This is a genomic window from Alkalilimnicola ehrlichii, from assembly GCF_003399765.1.
In the GTDB taxonomy this organism is placed as follows: domain Bacteria; phylum Pseudomonadota; class Gammaproteobacteria; order Nitrococcales; family AK92; genus AK92.
In genome coordinates this window covers 60181-79482 of sequence record NZ_NFZV01000011.1, presented here as the reverse complement: position 1 = coordinate 79482, position 19302 = coordinate 60181, and the positions used below count along the sequence as shown (strand labels likewise).

16 protein-coding genes, 2 tRNA genes and 2 pseudogenes are annotated in these 19302 nt (G+C 56.4%); 16 read left to right on the top strand and 4 right to left on the bottom strand.

What is annotated here, in order from left to right; all coding sequences use genetic code 11:
* Positions 1–144 precede the first annotated feature (144 nt).
* Positions 145–219 (bottom strand) — tRNA-Val (locus CAI21_RS12005).
* A gap of 129 nt (positions 220–348) precedes the next feature.
* Between CAI21_RS12005 and gltX the strand changes: the two genes are divergently transcribed.
* The 5 genes from gltX to ccmI all read left to right on the top strand — a co-directional run bounded on the left by gltX (position 349) and on the right by ccmI (position 7734).
* Positions 349–1758 carry a glutamate--tRNA ligase gene (gltX, locus tag CAI21_RS12000; protein ID WP_116302504.1) on the top strand — a complete coding sequence of 470 codons (1410 nt, stop codon included), beginning with the start codon at positions 349–351 and terminating at the stop codon, positions 1756–1758.
* A gap of 44 nt (positions 1759–1802) precedes the next feature.
* Positions 1803–1878, top strand: a tRNA-Ala gene (locus tag CAI21_RS11995).
* Between the two features lie 420 nt (positions 1879–2298).
* A complete protein-coding gene (locus tag CAI21_RS11990) occupies positions 2299–4239 on the top strand; it encodes a methyl-accepting chemotaxis protein (protein ID WP_116302503.1) in 1941 nt (646 codons plus the stop codon).
* A 515-nt stretch (positions 4240–4754) separates the two neighbouring features.
* Positions 4755–6707, top strand: a complete 1953-nt coding sequence (locus CAI21_RS11980) for a heme lyase CcmF/NrfE family subunit (protein WP_116302499.1) — start codon at positions 4755–4757, stop codon at positions 6705–6707.
* A 160-nt stretch (positions 6708–6867) separates the two neighbouring features.
* Complete coding sequence (ccmI, locus tag CAI21_RS11975; protein ID WP_116302498.1) at positions 6868–7734, top strand: c-type cytochrome biogenesis protein CcmI; 867 nt, start codon at positions 6868–6870, stop codon at positions 7732–7734.
* A 97-nt stretch (positions 7735–7831) separates the two neighbouring features.
* Here the strand turns inward: ccmI and CAI21_RS11970 are convergent, their stop codons facing one another.
* The 3 genes from CAI21_RS11970 to flgA all read right to left on the bottom strand — a co-directional run bounded on the left by CAI21_RS11970 (position 7832) and on the right by flgA (position 9530).
* On the bottom strand, positions 7832–8308 hold the full coding sequence (locus CAI21_RS11970) for a flagella synthesis protein FlgN (RefSeq protein ID WP_116302497.1): 477 nt from the start codon (positions 8306–8308) through the stop codon (positions 7832–7834).
* A 7-nt stretch (positions 8309–8315) separates the two neighbouring features.
* Positions 8316–8627 (bottom strand): flagellar biosynthesis anti-sigma factor FlgM, encoded by a 312-nt coding sequence (flgM, locus tag CAI21_RS11965; protein WP_116302496.1) that lies wholly within the window; start codon positions 8625–8627, stop codon positions 8316–8318.
* Between the two features lie 141 nt (positions 8628–8768).
* Positions 8769–9530 (bottom strand): flagellar basal body P-ring formation chaperone FlgA, encoded by a 762-nt coding sequence (gene flgA / locus CAI21_RS11960; RefSeq protein ID WP_116302495.1) that lies wholly within the window; start codon positions 9528–9530, stop codon positions 8769–8771.
* 148 nt (positions 9531–9678) lie between these two features.
* Between flgA and CAI21_RS11955 the strand changes: the two genes are divergently transcribed.
* The 11 genes and pseudogenes from CAI21_RS11955 (at position 9679) to flgJ (ending at position 19132) form a co-directional block, all read left to right on the top strand.
* Positions 9679–10611: a chemotaxis protein gene (locus CAI21_RS11955; RefSeq protein WP_116302494.1), complete on the top strand. Its 933-nt coding sequence runs from the start codon at positions 9679–9681 to the stop codon at positions 10609–10611.
* Between the two features lie 167 nt (positions 10612–10778).
* Positions 10779–11593: pseudogene (locus CAI21_RS11950) on the top strand (CheR family methyltransferase).
* Positions 11594–11922: 329 nt separating this feature from the next.
* Entirely contained in the window at positions 11923–12324 is a 402-nt protein-coding gene (gene flgB / locus CAI21_RS11945) for a flagellar basal body rod protein FlgB (protein ID WP_116302493.1), read from the top strand.
* 6 nt (positions 12325–12330) lie between these two features.
* Entirely contained in the window at positions 12331–12750 is a 420-nt protein-coding gene (gene flgC / locus CAI21_RS11940) for a flagellar basal body rod protein FlgC (protein WP_116302492.1), read from the top strand.
* Positions 12751–12762: 12 nt separating this feature from the next.
* On the top strand, positions 12763–13428 hold the full coding sequence (locus CAI21_RS11935; protein WP_116302491.1) for a flagellar hook assembly protein FlgD: 666 nt from the start codon (positions 12763–12765) through the stop codon (positions 13426–13428).
* 26 nt (positions 13429–13454) lie between these two features.
* Positions 13455–14732, top strand: a complete 1278-nt coding sequence (gene flgE, locus CAI21_RS11930; protein ID WP_116302490.1) for a flagellar hook protein FlgE — start codon at positions 13455–13457, stop codon at positions 14730–14732.
* Between the two features lie 11 nt (positions 14733–14743).
* Positions 14744–15484: a flagellar basal-body rod protein FlgF gene (flgF, locus tag CAI21_RS11925; protein WP_116302489.1), complete on the top strand. Its 741-nt coding sequence runs from the start codon at positions 14744–14746 to the stop codon at positions 15482–15484.
* A 54-nt stretch (positions 15485–15538) separates the two neighbouring features.
* Positions 15539–16323: pseudogene (gene flgG / locus CAI21_RS11920) on the top strand (flagellar basal-body rod protein FlgG).
* 27 nt (positions 16324–16350) lie between these two features.
* A complete protein-coding gene (gene flgH / locus CAI21_RS11915) occupies positions 16351–17025 on the top strand; it encodes a flagellar basal body L-ring protein FlgH (protein WP_116302488.1) in 675 nt (224 codons plus the stop codon).
* A 17-nt stretch (positions 17026–17042) separates the two neighbouring features.
* Positions 17043–18155, top strand: coding sequence for a flagellar basal body P-ring protein FlgI (locus CAI21_RS11910; protein ID WP_116302487.1), 1113 nt, complete (start codon positions 17043–17045; stop codon positions 18153–18155).
* Positions 18156–18169: 14 nt separating this feature from the next.
* Positions 18170–19132 (top strand): flagellar assembly peptidoglycan hydrolase FlgJ, encoded by a 963-nt coding sequence (flgJ, locus tag CAI21_RS11905; protein WP_116302486.1) that lies wholly within the window; start codon positions 18170–18172, stop codon positions 19130–19132.
* The last annotated feature ends 170 nt before the right edge of the window (positions 19133–19302 follow it).

Sequence of the window (19302 nt, the reverse complement as noted above, 5' to 3'; positions counted from 1 at the left end):
TGTAGTGCCGGTGTCAAGCTGCCGCTAGCGGAGTATCCTGCGTCGTTCGTGTCACTGGAGGCTGTGCATGGGGTAGGGGACTGCGGCCAGAAACAAAAACAGCGACCCCGATAATTTCGTAAGTCGCTGCTTTTATAAGTTTTCTGGTGGGCGCGGCTGGGATTGAACCAGCGACCCCTGCCGTGTGAAGGCAGTGCTCTCCCGCTGAGCTACGCGCCCGAAGAGCGGGGAATTCTAGGGAGCCTATTCGTGCTTGTCAATTGCTGGCCAAATAGTGTTTAGCGCCTTTTTTGTGCAGCCACGGACTTTGGTAACATACTCACCTCATTCAACAGCACCGGACAGGCGATGAAGGTCAAAACCCGTTTTGCTCCCAGCCCTACTGGCTATTTACATATCGGTGGTGCGCGTACCGCGTTGTTCTCATGGCTGTATGCGCGTAAGCACGGCGGTAGTTTCGTGCTTCGTATCGAGGATACTGACCTTGAGCGTTCCACGCCGGAGGCGGTCAACGCCATTCTTGAAGGGATGGGGTGGCTCGGTTTGGAGTACGACGAAGGGCCGTTTTATCAGACCAAGCGTTTCGACCGTTATAAAGAAGTCATCCAGCAGCTGTTGGACGAAGGTAAGGCGTATTATTGCTTCTGCTCTAAGGAGCGCTTGGAGAAGCTGCGGGAAGAGCAGATGGCGCGGAAAGAAAAACCGCGGTACGACGCTTGTTGCCGTAATCTGAATAAGACGCCGGCGCCCGGCGAGCAGGCGGTCGTTCGCTTCCGCAACCCGACGGAAGGCGAGGTAGTCGTCAACGATAAGGTCAAGGGAGCGGTCGTTTTCCGCAATAGCGAGCTGGATGATTTGATCATCGCGCGAGCCGACGGTAGTCCCACCTACAACTTTACGGTTGTGGTCGACGATATGGACATGGAAATTACCCATGTCGTACGTGGCGACGATCACCTTAACAATACCCCGCGTCAGATGAACATTCTTAAAGCGCTTGGTGCTACGCCGCCGGTTTATGCCCATGTGCCGATGATTCTCGACGAGAACGGCAAGAAACTGTCTAAGCGCACGGGTGCGGCCAGCGTTATGGAATACCGCGATAAGGGGTTTTTGCCAGAGGCGGTGTTGAACTATTTGGTACGCTTGGGTTGGTCCCACGGCGATCAGGAAATCTTTTCGTTGGATGAGATGATCGGCCTGTTCGATATTGCCGATATTAACGGTGCTGCCTCCAGTCTTAACCCTTCCAAGCTGACGTGGCTGAATCAGCATTACACGAAGACGCTGGCGCCGGCGCATGTCGCTCGCTATTTGAGCTGGCATATGGGAGAGCTCGGCATCGATCCGAGTCAGGGGCCGGCGCTTGAGAAGGTGGCAGAGGCTCAGGCCGAACGTGCGAAGACTTTGGTGGAAATGGCGCAAAACAGTGTGTTTTTCTACCGTACGCCGGAGAGCTACGACGAAAAGGCCGCTAAGAAGAATCTGAAGGCCGAGGCGCGGCCGGTGCTCGAAGAGCTAAAGCGCGTACTCGACGCGTGCGAGGCCTGGGAAGGCGAGCAGTTACACGCTGCCGTGCAAGGCGTCGCCGAGGTGCTGGATCTGAAGCTGGGTAAGGTTGCGCAGCCTTTGCGGGTAGCGGTTGCGGGTGGTCCGGTATCGCCGCCGATCGATGTGACGTTGGCGTTGCTGGGTCGTGAAGCGACCTTAGCGCGCATTGACGCGGCGATCGCGTATATCGATGCCGAAGAGGCTTGACGAACGTCGAGGAGCTGCGTACCATACGCAGCTCCTGAGACATCGGGGCCATAGCTCAGCTGGGAGAGCGCCTGCATGGCATGCAGGAGGTCGGCGGTTCGATCCCGCCTGGCTCCACCAAATTAAAAAGGCCGAGTCACGACTCGGCCTTTTTTAATGGCGGGTAGCGCCCGCCTCTCCCTCCGACATACATCCCATTTTATTTTCTAGAACGATTCCGAAAACAGTGCCGTCTGTTTCGCGATTTCGGCGCCGGCGGGATTGCTGTGCCTATGGAAACCGCTAGCCGGTCATCTGTCTAGAAAATCCTGGCTATATATTTATTAACTGGCTTTTTGTTAGTTATTTATTAATTAGCATGCTAATTAATAGCTTTTCTTTTTTTGGTTTTTTGGGGAGTGTTTCACGCTTGTGGGGTTAAACGAGTCCGGTTCCGGCCGATAAATGGGGAAGAATAAAAATAAGTGCGCCGGTCGCTCCTGTCGGTAAGGGAGGGGCCGACACTGGATACCCTAATCGATAAGGGAGCCTGCAAACTTTATGACTGCTGTGCAGCGCCTCTATGCCCGCCTCGGTTTTGCCGGGCAATTAACAGCCATGATCGTCTCTCTTGTGCTGGTTGCCATTGTGTTGGTAACTACGCTCGTTTATCAGCAATATCGAAATTCATACACTGAAGTCGCATTGGGCCAACTGCGCGGTACGGGCGAGATGAACGCTCAAGCCTTCATGGACTGGCTAATGGCCAGGCAGGATGAAATGCGTTATTTGGCTGAGTTGGATCCAGCTCGCAACTTGGATGCCGAGGCTCTAAATCATCTGCTAGAGCGAATTGCAGCGAGTCAGGGCTATTACGACACCATCTATGTCGTAAGCCCCGAGGGTAGAGGTCTCGTCGGGGTTGCTCACAGTTCGCGAGGTACGCGCGTACTGAGCGCTAGCGAGGCGTACCAGTTTGATGTGCACGATAGGGCTTGGTTCAAAAGAGCCATCTCGGGCGAAGATGTTTTCTCTCAGCCGCTGGTTTCTCGGGCGACGGGTTCGCGAATCAGTAATGTCGCGATTCCTATCCGTCAGGATGGAAAGGTCGTTGCGGTTATGCGCGGTGCGGTGGATATCGACCGGATCGTGGAGCGTATCAATGAGTTGGATGTCGGGATAGCGGCCGAGATTTATCTGGTGGCGCAGGATCGCAAAGCGGTGACGCCGGCGGCCTCGATTCGCGATCTCAACCGGGCCCTCGATACCGAGGCTGCCCACGCTATTGCGGCAGGACGGAGCGGAGTCGGTCGCTATGTCAACGCGGCGGGCACCCCGGTGGTAGGAAGTTATACCAATATCCCATTGCTTGGTTGGGGGCTTGTGCTGGAAGTCGACGCGGCGGAAGCGATGGCGCAGCTGCGGACGGTGTTCTGGACGATTGTCATGCTCGCGGGTGCGATTGTTGCAGTCGCGGTTATCGCGAGCTTAGCTGTGGTTCGGTCTATCGTTCGCACTTTGGGTGGCGACCCGGCTTATGCGGCGGATATCGTTCGATATGTCGCCAAAGGGGACCTTACCGTCGCCGTTAAGCTAAAGGCGGGGGACGATAAGAGCCTTTTGGCTGCCATTGCGTCAATGCAGAAGAACCTGCGTTCGATTATCTCGGATCTTAACCGGAATGCAGAGTCGGTGGCGTCGGCGGCAACGGAGTTAACTCAGATCAACGAGCAAACCGACGAGGGCGTGCGGCGACAAAGCTCGCAAGTCAACGATGCGGCAACGGCCATGAACGAGATGACCGCAACCACGGAAGAAGTCGCGCGCAATATCCAACTGACAGCCGACAGTGCGCGAGAAGCGGGCGATCAGGCTCATGACGGCCGTGAGGTCGTGACGACGACAATGGGCGTTATCAATGGTCTGGCGGAGGAGGTGGCCAATGCGGTTGCGGTGATCGCAGCGCTGAAGACCGACAGCGACAACATTGGAGAGGTTTTGGAAGTCATCCGGGCGGTAGCCGAGCAGACCAATCTATTAGCTTTGAATGCCGCGATCGAGGCGGCACGGGCCGGCGAGAACGGGCGTGGTTTTGCGGTGGTTGCCGACGAGGTGCGTAACTTGGCTAATCGCACGCAAGAATCGACCACGGAGATTCAGGCGATGATTGAGTCGCTTCAACAGCGGGCTGGTCAAGCTTCCTCGGTCATGGATAGCAGTCAAATGCGAGCACGAGATAGCGTCAGCCAGGTGACAAAGGCCGGGGAGTCGCTGGACCGTATTACCGAGGTGGTTCGTCGGATTAACGATATGGCGCAGCAGGTAGCTAGCGCTACCGAAGAACAGACGGCGGCCGCCAACGAAATCAACGGAAATTTGCATGTAATCAGCGAAGTGTCCGAGCAGAATGCGCAAAGCGTCGTGCAAACCTCGAAAGCAAGCGAGGAGCTGGCGAAGTCGGCGGAACAGTTACGGATGTTGATGCAAAGGTTTAAGACCTAGCGTCCCTTACTACTTGTTCGGCGAACTAACGGTAAGGAATACGCGCAACGGCTATCGGCAAAGTCGCTTGACGGCGGCGGGTGCCTGTAGCCGTTCTTTTATTTTTCTTAGCAAAAGTGTGCCGGGTAGCGTTTGGCGGTGAAACGCTGCCCTTGTTAATGTGTCTGCCCGGCGAGGAGTAAGCCGCCGAACGCTAAAAATATGGCGCATCGCAATATTGTGTTTATACTTTCGCCACATTAGGGAAGTGCCGCAGAACAAATACGGAAATGCGTCTTATTTCGGCGAGTGCGACCGGTTGTAGAAACAACGGCGGCAGCGGGTGCTTGAAGCTGCGGGTAGTCGTCATGGTTTTGCTCGGCCGCTTGCCGTTTTGTTGCCGATCTAGCAGGTTTCCGAAAAAGCCCATTCATGGGCTTTTCGGCTCGCGGTGCCCCGGCACAGTAATGTGCCGCACTATCAGGCTTCGGTAGCCTGATAGATCCCTACCCACAGAATCATAAGAAGAGGTTTGCATGATTCCCGAGCTCGGGCATTTCGCGCTGATTCTTGCGCTAGTGTTGGCTATCGTGCAAGGAGTTGTGCCTTTAGCGGGGGCGCATTACGGCCGCCTGGACTGGATGGCTGTTGCGCAACCGGTGGCACGGGGTCAGTGTATTTTTCTTTGCATTGCCTATTTGGCCCTAACATACGGTTTTCTAACGGACGACTTCTCGCTTGCCTACGTTGCTCACCATACGAATGCGGAGCTGCCTGCGTTTTATAAGCTGGTTGCTATGTGGAAAGGCCCCGAGGGAGGGTGGCTGTTATGGGTGTTGATGCTATCGGTTTGGGGCGAAGCTTTAAGTTACCGCTCTAACAGTTTGCCGGAACGCTTTGCGGCTCGCGTGCTTGGAGTGATGGGGTTGCTTGGCGTCGGTTTTTTGCTTTTTGTTCTGTTTGTCTCGAACCCTTTCGAGCGTCTTTTGCCGGCTCCGGTCGAGGGGCTTGCTCTCGATCCGCTTCCGCAGGGTCTGGGGTTCGCTCTTCAAACGCCCCTATTGCTAATAGGTGCTGTGGGGTTTGCGGTGGTGTTTAGTTTCGCGATAGCGGCACTTATCGGGGGCGACCTGGACGCTACTTGGGCACACTGGTCGCGACCTTGGACCGCGGTTACCTGGTCTCTTCTTACTGGCGGGGTGGCGCTGAATAGTTTATGGGCGTATCCGGTGCCGGGGTGGGAAGGTGCCTGGTTTCCGGTTTCGGTCGAGCAGGCATTTCTCTTACCTTGGCTTGCGGCTACCGCCCTTATGCATGCGCTTGCTGCAACGGAAAAGCGAGGTGTATTTCGTCGATGGACGGTTTTGCTGGCCGTGCTTACCTTTGCCTTCTGTTTACTGGCGGTACTTTTATCGAGCGCCGGGGGAGATGCGTATGCGACGGATAGAATGTCGACTGTTTTCCTGTGGGGGCTTTTTGTCGCTGTCGTAGGTAGTGCTTTGTTGCTCTATTTTCGGCGTGCGCCTGGGGGCGGATGGAAGCGCGGTCTTGTCCCTATCTCTCGTGAGTCCGCGCTGCTGCTCAACAATGTGGTACTCGCTGCCGGGATGGCAGTTCTTTTATCGAGCCTGTCGTATTTCGTCTTGCTGGGTGTGTTCGATGCTCGGCCTGCCGCGACGGTAATGCATTACCTTAAGCTTCTTTGGGCGTTTTTGGCGCTGGCGGTGCTTGCTTTGGCAGGGGCCGGTCCGCTGTTGCGCTGGAAGGGCGACGATGCCCGACGGCTTGTCCGGATACTATCTATCGGCGTGTCGGTGTCCTTGCTTGGTGCGATGGTGTCTATGCATTTCGTCAGTGGTGTCTCTTTCTTGGCGAGCCTGGGAGTGGGGGTGGCGCTATGGGTAATGTTAAGTGCGGGTTGGCGGCTGTGGGATGGCGTGCGGCAGAATGACCGGCGCCTGCCGGCATTAGCAAGGTTGCCGCGGGCTATATGGGGTATGGCGCTCGCACATCTGGGGTTGGCGCAGTTTGCACTGGCCGTAACGCTGGCGAGCAGCTTCGGTAGCGAGCGCACGTTCAGCGTAATTTCGGGCGATAGCATTGAGGTGCAGGGGTATGTGTTTTATGTCGATGACGTGCCTTCCGGCAGCGGGGAAGGCTACGTTGAGAGTCAAGGCATTGTCCGTGTTAGTCGCGCTGGCGTTTTCTTGGCGGAGCTTAACCCCGAGCATCGCGTTGATCGCGGCGAGCAAGCGATTCGCTTCGAGCTTGTTCAGCGGGTAGGGGCGTTTAGGAAGCTGTTTGTTCGATTAGAGGAATCGCCGGTGGAGACAACTTGGCAGCTGCAAATCCAATACAAGCCTTTTACTTATTTAGGCTGGACGGGATGTTTGCTTATGGTTTTAGGAGGCTTATTGGCCGCCAGCGACCGCCGCTATCAGAGGCTGGCCCGCCATGCCGCTGCCGCCAGGGCGGTAGTCGCTCGTTAGATAACGCTCTTCCACGAGGATGTGGTATTGTTCCGCGCGCCTTTTCTTGGACGTTTGCGTATTTCTGTGGCGCGTCTCATTGCTGCTACCTTTACTAAGTAAGCAGGATGCTTTTTGACTATAAAGAACAAAGGAAGACTCCTTAAGGAAAAGGTGAGTCGTGACGACTGTTTTCTGGCTGCTTATTTTGTCGATGACTTTGTTGGCTATGGCCATAGTCTTGAGACCGCTATGGCTGGTCGATCGTCCGCGGCATACCTCTACCGATTCCAACGTGCTTGTCTTACGAAGCCGCTTACGGGAGCTGCGCGCCGAGTATCGGCGGGGGGAGCTAAGCAGGCCTGAGTACCTAGGTGCTCAGGCGGAGCTGGAACAGGAGCTGCTCCAGCTGTGTCGAGGAAGGGGTGGCGTTAGCGGTAAGCGCCGCAAGCACCGTTGGAGCATCATTCCCATCGCGTCCATGGTGCCGCTATTGGCGTTTCCGCTCTATTTAGGCCTAGGCGGCGGTCATGTTGCGGCGGTGGAGGGACGTCTTGGAACGCCTGCCATTCCCAGAGTCGGGGTTGCCGACGAAGGTCCCGACATCGAGGCTCGAAAGGCTCAAATACGCGCTAATTTGGCGCATATGGAGCGGGAGGTAGTAGAGGACCCTACCCGGGCCGATCGTTGGCTGCTGTTGGCGAACGCTTATATCATGTTGAATAAGCATGCGCTTGCGGCAGAGGCGCTAGGGGAGGTTCGGCGATTGCGGGGAGACGGTGCCGATTTGTTAATTGCCCAGGCGCAGCAGTTGTTTCATGTGGGTGGCGAGCAACATTTGTATCAGGCCAGTCTGTTGTTGGCGCGAGCATTGGAGTTAGAGCCCGAGCATGCCGGAGGGCTTTGGTTGGCGGGTCGGGTAGCGGTAGAGCTTGGAAGTATGGACAAGGCCCATGACTACTGGTCGCGATTGGTGCCTTTGTTGCCGCCCGATAATCCGCTGCGAGCTCAGATCCAAGCTTTGTCGGCCAGCGCACCGCCGACATGATGGCGGTGACCGAGTTTTCGTCACGTAGCGATAGCGCTCAGTGCTTTTGAGAGAGACGGCAAGGTACACGAGTGCAGCGATGCGGCCCGCTCGGTGTTCAGGCGCGGGTGATCGTGCGTCCCCGCGGGGAAGCTTGGCGCCCTTTCGGGTCGTAGGTATTGGTGGGAATTTCGCCGCTTATCAGCGAAAGATCCCGCTGTACGTGCGACAAGGTCCGGTGAATGACGCGCGCATTGACCTCATTCATAACTTGTAGCTTTACAAGGCTGGCGGTGAGTTGTGTCCAGTGCTCTGCTAGGGGTTCGTCGCCCTGCGCGAGTAGATAGGCTCTCATGCCCTCCGCACTTTGATCGTCAAAGCCAGCGGCGGCGACCAGCGCACGCCGATCCTGCTCGCACGCTTCCAAGGCTTGTAAGGCGTCGAGCTTGCCCTGGTGGAGTTCTTCCAAGTCGGTGACTTCTCGCGCTTGCAGCCGCCTGGATTCTTGCTCCATCAGTTGATGCAGGTGCTCAAGTGTCTCTAGGCTACGTTCGAGTACGGTTTGCATCGTGAGAGGATCGGTGTGCGCCGTCATGTTCGACTCAACTATTAAGTAAGCCTTCGAGTTCCGCGAATTTGTCCGCGATCCGCTCCGGATCGAGAGGGTAGCGGCCCTCGGCGATGCTCTGCTTGATGGCTTCGACGCGCTCGATATCTACCTCGGGGGTGCTGTCGATACGATCGCGTACCATCTGCAAACGCTCGGACTCTACACCGGCTTGCGCAGTCCCGTTTTTGCCTTCTACCGGGGCGACGGGCTCGTTGCTTTTGCCCGTATTGCCAGTACCTTGAGTGCGTCCGGTATTGATCAAGGTACCGTTAAGCCGCGTGTTGTTGTCGATTGGGTTGGACATTGTCGTCTCCTTAGCGATCCTGGTCGCCGAAAGTCATGCAGTCGTCGACCTCTCCTTAGTCTAGGGAAGCGCTGTACGATTCCCTAGTAACCCGTATCGGCTATTACTATGAGAACTTTAATCCGGATTTTAAGCCGCTCTTTATAATGCCGTCCGAACCCGATTTTCGTCTATGACCTCTGCCTCAATTACACGCCCGGATGAAAGATTGCGCACTTGTATGCGGTCTCCCTGGGAGCCATGCTGCAAGGCTGTGGCCTTGGCGGTAACGCTGATGCTGCCAGCCTCCGCGATCAGCCAGACTTCCTGCCCTCGCGTGACCATGCGCGGTTGGGTAACGGCGTTTGGCGAGAGTACGTCGCCCGGGCGCAATGGGCGGCGTACTTCCATGCCCAATACCTCCTCCATGTCGGTAAAATAGCCGTGGGGTAGGGTGGCGATATTTTTTCGGACCGCGCGTAAGTCTGAGTGGTTTAAGGTGCTTCCGCGAGGTTTCGATGCGGTCAGCGTGAGTACGTTAATGTAGCTGTTAACCCGGACCGGGACATAAAGCGTCCACGGGCGATTACCTTCGCAGCGAACGCCGACGGTCATGTGTCCGGGGCGAGCTTGATCGTGCGGCGAAAAAGCCGATAAGGGCTGGCTACACCTTGCTAAGCGCAACCGCGAGTCCAAGTGTCCCACTTCGATTTCGGTATCTCGGCCGCTTCCTTCGTGCTGCTCGATAGCGAACATGCGAACGGTTTCCCGAATGCTGCCCAAGGTCTGGTATTTGCCGCTGGCAATCGCGTTCGTGCTCATTAAGGTACCGATTAGGACGGTGTTAATCAGTAAGGTAAGACGCGCCAAAATTCCGACGTTCTTCATCGTCGGTGGGACTATGGTCGTAGCGCTTGTACGCATTCGGTAGCTCCTGGCCGGTCATTTGCCCTGGCTTGCCTGGGTCTGTGCAATTCCCGTGCCGCCGCGCGGTTCTCTAAGCAATCATAAAAGCTGTAAAGGTTTCCCGGTGCCCGCCGATGAACTGGACGAGGCGACGAGGAAGGGCACCATGTCAGGCATAATGCATACCGTTGATCAGCGTACGAATTTGGCGGGCTCCAACCGTATGGAGTTGTTGCTGTTTCGTATGAACGGCAGTCAAGTATTCGGCATCAATGTTTTTAAAGTGCGGGAAGTGATTGTTAGCCCGCCGTTGGTGAAAATGCCGAAGTCTCACACAATCGTACGCGGCGTGGCGCATATTCGCGGTAAGACAATTTCCATATTCGACTTAAGCCAGGCAACTACAGGAAGGGCTTTGGCGGAGTCGGCTGGCAATGCGGTCATTATCACCGAATACAATCGTTCGGTGCAGGGCTTTCTGGTGGCGGGTGTCGATCGCATCGTTAATGTAAATTGGCAGGATGTGCTGCCGCCGCCGCAAAATGCTGCCGGGGCCTATCTCACCGCTGTGGCCAAGGTTGACGGCAAGATGGTGCAGATCGTCGATGTCGAGAAGGTGCTTGATGAAGTCAACCGGGCTGGGGGCGTACAGCTGGAATTGCAGGATTCCACCGGCCTGAGCCAACACGAAGGCGCCGGCCAGTATCATATTCTGGTTGCCGACGACTCGGTTGTCGCGCGTAACCAAATCAAGCGCACCTTGGAGAAAATCGGCGTCGAATATACCTTGGTTAATGATGGGCAATCCGCTTATGAGACCTTGCAGGCATGGGAGAAGGATTCCTCGTCTCCGTTCAAGCGTTTGGCCATGGTGATTTCCGACATCGAAATGCCGCGCATGGATGGTTATAGTTTGACAACAGCTATACGGGGTGAAGAAGGGCTGAAACACATTCATGTTCTGCTTCATACTTCGCTTAGTGGTATGTTTAATAAGAGTATGGTGCAGCGGGTTGGGGCGAATGATTTCTTGCCGAAGTTTCACCCCGATGAGTTAGCGGGATTGGTGGTTGCTCGCCTTGACGCCTTGGCACCTTAAGGTCGATGTTCTGTTTGATGAGCTAGACTGAGGATTGTCGGGAGGGTATCGAGCCGCAAAGGCATTCGATGCACTCTTAACCGTGACCGTGCAGCTTGGATGATACGTGATGGCCACCTTCTATGCAGCGGTCGGAAGAGGTTTAATGAACGTTGGCGTCAGCATTGATGAAGCCTGAGCATTATCAGGATTTCCGAGAGTTTCTGGAACGAGCCTGCGGCATCGTCTTGGGTGAGAACAAACAGTATCTGGTTGCCAGCCGGTTGGCTCCTGTTATGTTGGAGCATGGTTTTCACGATCTGGGGGAGTTGGTGGCGCAACTGGATCGTTTTGGTGGCGGTAACTTGCGCGCGCAAGTCATCGAGGCGATGACAACCAATGAAACGCAGTTTTTCCGCGACAATTATCCCTACGCTATTTTAAAGGAATACGTCTTTCCGGAGCTGCAGAAGCGACGGGTTTATAACGCCCGAGTCTGGTCGGCAGGCTGTTCGTCCGGGCAGGAGGCCTACTCCATCAGTATGAGTCTTCAGGAATATAACGAGCAGGGCGGCCGTCTGGACGGCGAGGTGTTGGGTACGGATATATCGCCGCAAATTGTAGAGCAAGCTTCCTTAGGCCGCTATAACAGCTCGGCGATCACACGGGGGCTGACTGACGAAAGGCGTGTTCGCTTCTTCCGCGAACTTGACCCGCAGACGTGGGAGGTAAGACCGGAAATTAAGCGAAGGGCGAGCTTTCGCACTCATAATCTGCTTGAAAGTTTTGCCGTGCTTGGGCGTTTCGACGTGTATCTTTGTCGAACGTGTTGATCTATTTTTCGGTTGAGTCGCGCACCGATATTCTGGCGCGGATGGCGAAGACGCTAAATCCGGGCGGATACCTGATTGTCGGAGCATCCGAATCTTTAGCTCGGCAAGCCGACGACTATGAGATGATCCGCTTGCCGAAAGGGGTGATCTATCAGGTGCGCGGTAACTGAGGAGCCATGGAATAGCGTCCTCTTGCTTTGCTGCCGAGCCGGTGGCGATCTTGGGTGTCGGTATGCCGGAATAGTGACGGAAATCCTACCTGGTAGGAGTCAAAATTTCGGCAGCGCCAGGTCCGTTGCGAGACATATCCGCTTGTTTTTGAATGAAAGAACCCGTGGGCAGGGGCGGCGGCATATGCTCCTGGGCGGAGCGATGCAGTCCGCTTACCGTGCCGGGCGCTTTTGGTTGTCCTGATCGATTTAACCTCCTATCCGGTAATTTTTGATTGTTGGCACGCACATTGCAAATGACGGCATAAGTCCGTTATTTGAGGTGCGACATGAGTATCTCTTTCGATAAAGCCTTAGGCGCTCATCCCGCTGCGCTGAACCTGCGTTCCGAGCGCGCCAAAGTATTGGCGGAGAATCTCGCGAACGCCGATACGCCCCATTTTAAAGCCCGCGATTTCGATTTTCAGGCGGCTATGCAGCAAGCCACCGCCGGTCAGAAAATGGCGCCGTTACAAACGACGAACGAGCGCCACCTGCAACCTGCAAACTTTAGCGCCGGCCGTGCGGAAATGCTCTACCGCGTGCCGTATGGCCCGGCGTTGGACGGCAATACGGTAGAGATGCATGCCGAACAAAGTAAGTTTGCCGAAAACTCGGTGCATTACCAGGCGTCGCTGACCTTCCTTGGCGATCGCATTCAGGGCTTAGTCGGCGCACTCAGGGGGGAATAATCGACCATGTCGCTGTTTCACGTATTTGATATTTCCGGCTCCGGAATGACGGCGCAGTCGCTGCGCCTGAATCTGACCGCCAGTAATTTGGCGAACGCCGAAACCGTCGCCGGTAGCGAAGCCGAGGCTTATCGTTCCCGGCAGCCCATATTTGCCGCTGCATTGCGGGATGCCCAAGGCAACGCGCCGCAACAGCACGTCCCGGTGGAAATCCGCGGCATTGTTGAGAGCGATGCGCCGGCTAAGGCGATGTATATGCCTAATCATCCGATGGCGGACGAGCAGGGGTACGTGTACCGCTCCAACGTGAACACGGTGGAAGAGATGGTCAATATGATGTCGGCATCGCGTTCTTATCAGAACAACGTCGAGGTGATGAACACCTCCAAAGAACTGATGCTACAGACCCTACGATTGGGTAGCTAAGGGGGCGAGGGGATGAATCTTAGTGCATTAGGCGGAAGCGGTGTTCTGGGCGAACAGCGGTCAGCGAGCCATCCGCAGAACGAGCTGGGGCAGCAGGATTTTCTGACCCTGATGATTGCGCAGTTGCAAAACCAAGATCCGTTCAATCCGATGGATAACGGCGAGTTCTTGTCGCAGATCGCGCAGTTTACAACGGCTAGCGGAATCACTGAGTTACAAGAGTCTTTTAAGAAGTTTCAACAGGATCTGGCAGGCGATCAGGCGCTGCGCGCAGCGTCGCTGATCGACCGCGAAGTCATTGTCGAAACGAATAAAGGTAGCCTTAAAGAAGAAGGCGGCATGAGAGGTTTTATTCAGCTGCCGCGTAGTGTCGATAACTTGACGCTGCGGATTTACAGCGAGAGCGGCGAGTTCGTGCGCCAGATATCGCTCGGAGCTCAGAATGGGGGCGAAGTGCCTTTTACGTGGGATGGGGTCGATAGCGAAGGCCGCGCCATGCCCCCCGGGCGGTATCAGGTTCGTGCCGAAACCGTCTTCATGGGCGAGACCATCGAGGTCGCAACCCTAATGGGAGCAAAGGTCACTAGCGTAAGCCTCAGCAAGAACGGGGGAAGCCCCATGTTGAGCTTGGAAGGGCTCGGTGAGTTAAGTCTGGCTGACGTACGTCAGATCATGTAATCGGGAACCATAACGGAGAATACGAAATGAGTTTCGAAAGTGCATTGACCGGCTTGAAAGCCGCGTCCGCTAGTCTTGACGTGACGGGCAATAACATTGCTAACGGTCAGACTCACGGTTTCAAACAGTCGCGTGCCGAATTCGCCGATATCTTTGCGACCAGCCACTTAGGTGTCGCGCAGAATGCAATCGGTCACGGTGTGCGACTGACCAACGTGAAGCAATTGTTCGAGCAGGGGCAGCCGGAGTTTACCGGAAAAACCTTGGACATGATGGTGAACGGTACCGGCTTCTTCCGAATGGATAACAACGGCTCCATTAGCTATACCCGGGCGGGTAATTTCGACCCTGATCCGGACGGCTATATCGTCAACCCGGACGGCCATCGGTTGACCGGCTACCAGATGTCGCCGGACGGGAATGTCACCAATGCCTTGGGGCCGATGCGCATTAACACCGGCGATATCGCGCCGAACGCGACACAGAACTTTAGGGTCAGCGCCAACATGCATGCGTTCGCGGAGACCTTGCCGGCTGGCGCCTTCGATGCCGACGATCCCAATACCTATTCCTACGCGACCACGGGTAGTGTTTTCGACTCCCTCGGGCGCGAGCACATGATCGACTTCTACTTCGTTAAAACGGACGATCCGGACGAAAATACCTGGGAAGTTCATACGCGACTGGGCGGCCAGGAGCCGGATAACTCGGACCCCATTCACGTCCAGTTCGATAACAACGGGATGATGGTCGGCATCAGCCCGGCAGGCGTGATGCCACCTGATTTTACCAATGCCGACCTCCAGAACGTAACGTTCTCGACTGGGCCTGGCAGCCCTCTCGCCGGTGCGGCCGATTTGGATATCACCGGCTTGGATCTGCGCAACATGACGCAGTACGGCTCATCCTTCAGCGTCAGCGAATTGGCGCAAGACGGCTTCGCGGCCGGCCAGTTCACCACGGTGACGGTGGAGAGCGACGGTACGATCTTTGCGCGTTACTCGAACGGTCAAACCGATCCGTTGGGACAAGTCGCGTTGGCCAAATTCCCGAGCCCGCATAACTTGCAGCCGCACGGTAATAATGCGTGGCTAGAAACTTTCGACTCCGGTCAGCCGATTCTTGGGGCGCCGGAGAGTGGAGATTTCGGCGGCTTGCAAGCGGGTGCTTTGGAGCAATCCAATGTCAACATCAGCGAACAGCTGGTGAAGATGATCACCGCTCAGCGGAGCTATCAGGCCAACGCGAAGATGATCAGTACGCAGGATGCGATCACGCAGGAACTGATGAACGCAACCCGTTAAGGTGATCGACCATGGACCGTTTTCTCTATCTGGCTATGACGGGCGCTAAGCACAATTTGCAGGCGCAGCAACATACCAGCCATAACCTGGCCAATGCGAACACGCCCGGTTTTCGGGCCGATCTCGACGCGTATTTGAGCGCGCCGGTGTACGGCCCCGGTTTGCCAAGCCGAGTCTATTCGCAGGAAACCGGGATCGGGGCGGATATGTCCGGTGGAACGATGATGAACACCGGGCGCGATCTCGATATCGCCGTGCAAGGCGACGGTTGGATTGCCGTTCAAGCCCCGGACGGCGCGGAAGCCTACACCCGGCGCGGCGATTTGCGCATTAACAATGCAGGCTTGTTGGAAACTGGTTCCGGCGAATTGGTGATGGGGAATAACGGTCCCGTGGCTATACCGCCGGCGGACAAGGTGGAAATCGGCAACGACGGCACGATCAGCATCGTGCCGCTCGGCCAGGATGCCAATGTTTTGGCGGTGCTCGATCGGATTAAGCTGGTCGATCCTGAGCCAAATCAGTTGGAAAAAGGCGCTGACGGTCTGTTCCGTCTGGTAGGTGGCGACGAAGCGGTGGCCGATGCCGGCGTCACGATCGCCAGTGGCGTGCTAGAAGGCAGCAACGTCAACACGGTCGATGCGTTGGTGCAGATGATAGATAACGCGCGCCAGTTCGAAACCTACGTCAAATTAATGTCGACGGCGAAAGAAAACGACGAAGTGAGTACGCGCTTATTGCGTCAGAGCTGATCTGGCGCAGTAATTGCTAACTCGTTTCACGACAAGAATGAATGAGGTGATCTCATGAACCCAGCGTTGTGGGTCGCGAAGACCGGCTTAGATGCGCAACAAACGCGTATGAACGTGGTCTCCAACAATTTGGCGAACGTCAATACCACCGGTTTTAAGAAAGACCGCGCCAACTTCGAAGACCTGATCTATCAGACGGTACGACAGGCCGGCGGTCAGACCTCGGAAAACACCCTGATGCCGTCGGGGCTTTCCTTGGGAACCGGTGTGCGCGTCGCCAGCACCGAAAAAATGCACACCCAAGGCAATCTCGTACAAACCGATAATGGCCTTGATATGGCCATTGAAGGGCGAGGTTTTTCCAAATCGATCAACCTGACGGCACCATCGCCTATACTCGCGACGGTTCTTTCCAGGTCAACGACCAAGGTGAAGTCGTCACCTCCAGCGGACAACGCTTACAGCCGGGGTTGCAGCTGCCGGACGGTATCCAGAACCTCACTATCGGTAAGGACGGAACGGTAACTGCTCAGATCGCTGGTCAGCCTCAGCCGATCCAGATCGGTAACGTTCAGCTCGCCGATTTCGTTAACCCGGCCGGCCTGCAACCGATCGGGCAGAATCTGTTTGTAGAAACCGCTGCCAGCGGGGCACCCCAAGAAGGTACGCCCGGCTTGAACGGCTTGGGCAGTCTGGTGCAGGGCGCGTTGGAAAGCTCCAACGTTAACATTGCCGAGGAGTTGGTGAACATGATCGAGACTCAGCGCTCGTTCGAGACCAACACCAAGGCGATCTCCAGCACCGATCAAATGTTGCAGTTCATCACCAACACGCTCTAAGCCAACGGCGGAAAAGGGGGAGTTAGCATGAACGCTCTGCTCAAATTGGCTTGGTTGCCGGTGGTGGTATTGATCAGCGCTTGCGCCGCACCGCGCGTTCAGCCCGATCCGCCGCCGCCATTGCCGCAGCCGGAGTTAAGAACTCCCCCGCAGGAGGTTACGGGCGGTATTTTCCAGGCCGGTCGCGATGTTCGTCTGTACGAGGACCGCATCGCGCGCCGGGTTGGGGATCTCGTCACGATTATTCTCGAAGAGCAGACGGCGGCGAGCAAAGACGCCAATGCCAATATCACACGCAGCAGCGAGGCCAATATCGGCGTGCCGATCTTTGGCGGGCGGGCGGCAACCATCGGCGGTAATCCTTTATCGGCCTCGGCCGAGGCCGATCGCTCGTTCCAAGGCGGCGGCACGACGGGGCAAAGCAACCAGCTCCAAGGCACGTTGACGGCGACGGTTATTGAAGTCCATCCGAACGGTAATTTAGTCGTTCAGGGGCAGAAAAAACTCACGCTTAACCGTGGCGACGAATACGTGACGGTGAACGGCGTTATCCGACCGGAAGACCTGGGCACAGGTAACACGATCTCGTCGACGCGGATTGCAAACGCCCAGATCAGCTATACCGGCACCGGTGCCTTGGCCGATGCCAGTCAAATGGGGTGGTTGCAGCGCCTATTCTTCAGTATCTGGATGCCGATGTGAGCGGGCGGAGAACAGCTATGTATCGTAATCGCATAACCGTATTCGTTCTGCTGACCTTCCTGTTCGTTGCCGCGCCGGTACAGGCGGTAGAACGGATCAAGGATGTTGCCTCGGTTGCCGGGGTGCGGAGCAACCAATTGGTCGGTTACGGGCTGGTTGTCGGCCTTGACGGCACCGGCGATCAGACGACCCAGACGCCCTTCACCGTGCAAAGCATCCGCGCGATGCTGGCCGCTCAAGGAGTGACGATCCCGCCGAACGTTAATTTTCAGTCGCGTAACGTGGCGGCGGTCATGATCATGGCCGATCTGCCGCCTTTTGCTAAACCCGGCCAAACCATCGATATCACGGTATCTTCGTTGGGTAACGCCAGCAGTTTGCGGGGCGGCAGTTTGTTGATGGCGCCTCTGCGCGGTGCCGATGGAGAAGTCTACGCCATCGCGCAAGGTAATCTGATTGTGGGCGGTTTCGGCGCCGGCGGTGCCGACGGTTCCCGCGTGACCGTCAACGTTCCCTCCAGCGGTACGATTCCCAACGGAGCGACCGTGGAGCGAGAAGTGCAGAGTCCGTTTGCGACGGGCGAATCCATTGTGTTGAATCTCCATACGCCTGACTTTACGACGGCGAAACGGATGGCGGAAACCATCAACGAACAATTGGGGCCGGGTACCGCCGAAGCGCGCGATGCGGTATCGGTCGCGGTGCGGGCGCCGGCCAGCAGCGATCAGAGAGTCAGCTTCGTTTCTTATCTTGAAAACCTACGCTTCACTCCGGGCGATGCGCCGGCGCGTGTCATCGTGAATGCCCGTACCGGTACCGTGGTTATCGGCAGTCATGTGACGGTGCGGCCGGCGGCGGTCACCCACGGTAGCTTGACGGTTACGATTACGGCTAACCCGGTGGTGAGTCAGCCGCAGCCCTTTACCGACGGCGAAACGGTAGTGGTGCCGCAGGACGACATCGAGATTACCGAAGAGCAAAACCCGATGTTCTTGTTTGGCCCGGGAACCGAGCTGCAAGAGATCGTTAACGCAGTTAACCAAGTCGGTGCGGCGCCGGGCGACCTGGTGGCGATTCTGGAAGCGTTGCGGCGTGCCGGTTCGCTGCGAGCGGAATTGATCATTATCTAAGCGGGCCCGTGCTCATGAGCGATTACGGCAATATCTTCGACACCAGCGCGATGATGCGCCTGCAGGCCGATTTGCAGAGCAATCCGAGCCGCGAAACCTTACAACAGGTGGCGCAGCAGTTTGAAAGCCTGTTTGTACAAACCATGCTGAAGAGTATGCGCAGTACCAGTATGGGCGATACCTTATTCGGCAGTAGCCAGGAAGAGCAATATCGCGGCTTATTCGACCAGCAAATGTCGTTGCAGATCTCCCAAGGGCAAGGGCTCGGCCTGGCGCCGATGATTAAGCGGCAGCTTATGGAAAACATGGGGCTTGAGCCGGACAAGCCGGGCGAGGTCGACACCAGCATGGAGCGCTATTTAGCTAACCGTTTACCAACCCCTACCCAGGTGCAGGTAGCGGCCACGCCGGCAGGCGACGCTGAGTCGTCTGCCGTTGCCGCCGCCGACAATGTCGAGCAGAAGGCGGACGCCGGCGAGAGGACCTTGAATTTTAATCAACCCGAGGACTTCGTGCGCGCCGTATGGAGTGCTGCCGAGAAAACGGCACGTAACTTAGGCGTTTCGGCCCGCGCCCTGGTCGCCCAGGCCGCCCTGGAAACCGGTTGGGGGCAGCACGTTATGCGACGCGGCGATGGCGATAGCAGCTTCAACTTGTTCGGTATCAAGGCGCATCGCGATTGGAGCGGCGATACCGTCAACGTTCCGACGTTAGAGTATCGAAACGGCGTTCCCGAACGAGAGATGGCCAGTTTCCGTGCCTATCGCTCCATAGAAGAGAGTTTTCAGGACTACGAAAACTTCTTGCGCAGTAATCCGCGTTATCGGGATGCATTAGCGGTGGCCGACGATCCGGAAGCCTACGTTCGCGCCCTGCAGGATGCAGGTTATGCTACCGATCCTAACTACGCGGATAAAATTACCCGCATTATGAACGGCGGAATTCTCAATTCCGCGGCGCCCGTAGGTCTTCGCTAAGGCAATGCCGAGCCACTAGCCGGTTGCCGAAAATGTTTTTTCGACAACCGGCAGGCCCCTTCGGGCGGGCCGTCCTCTCTTCCCGTGACGCCCTCCGGAACGTTGCAAGGATTTTTCGTCGATCGGCTAAAGAAGCTATCTCACACGCCGATATTCTTGACAAGAATAGA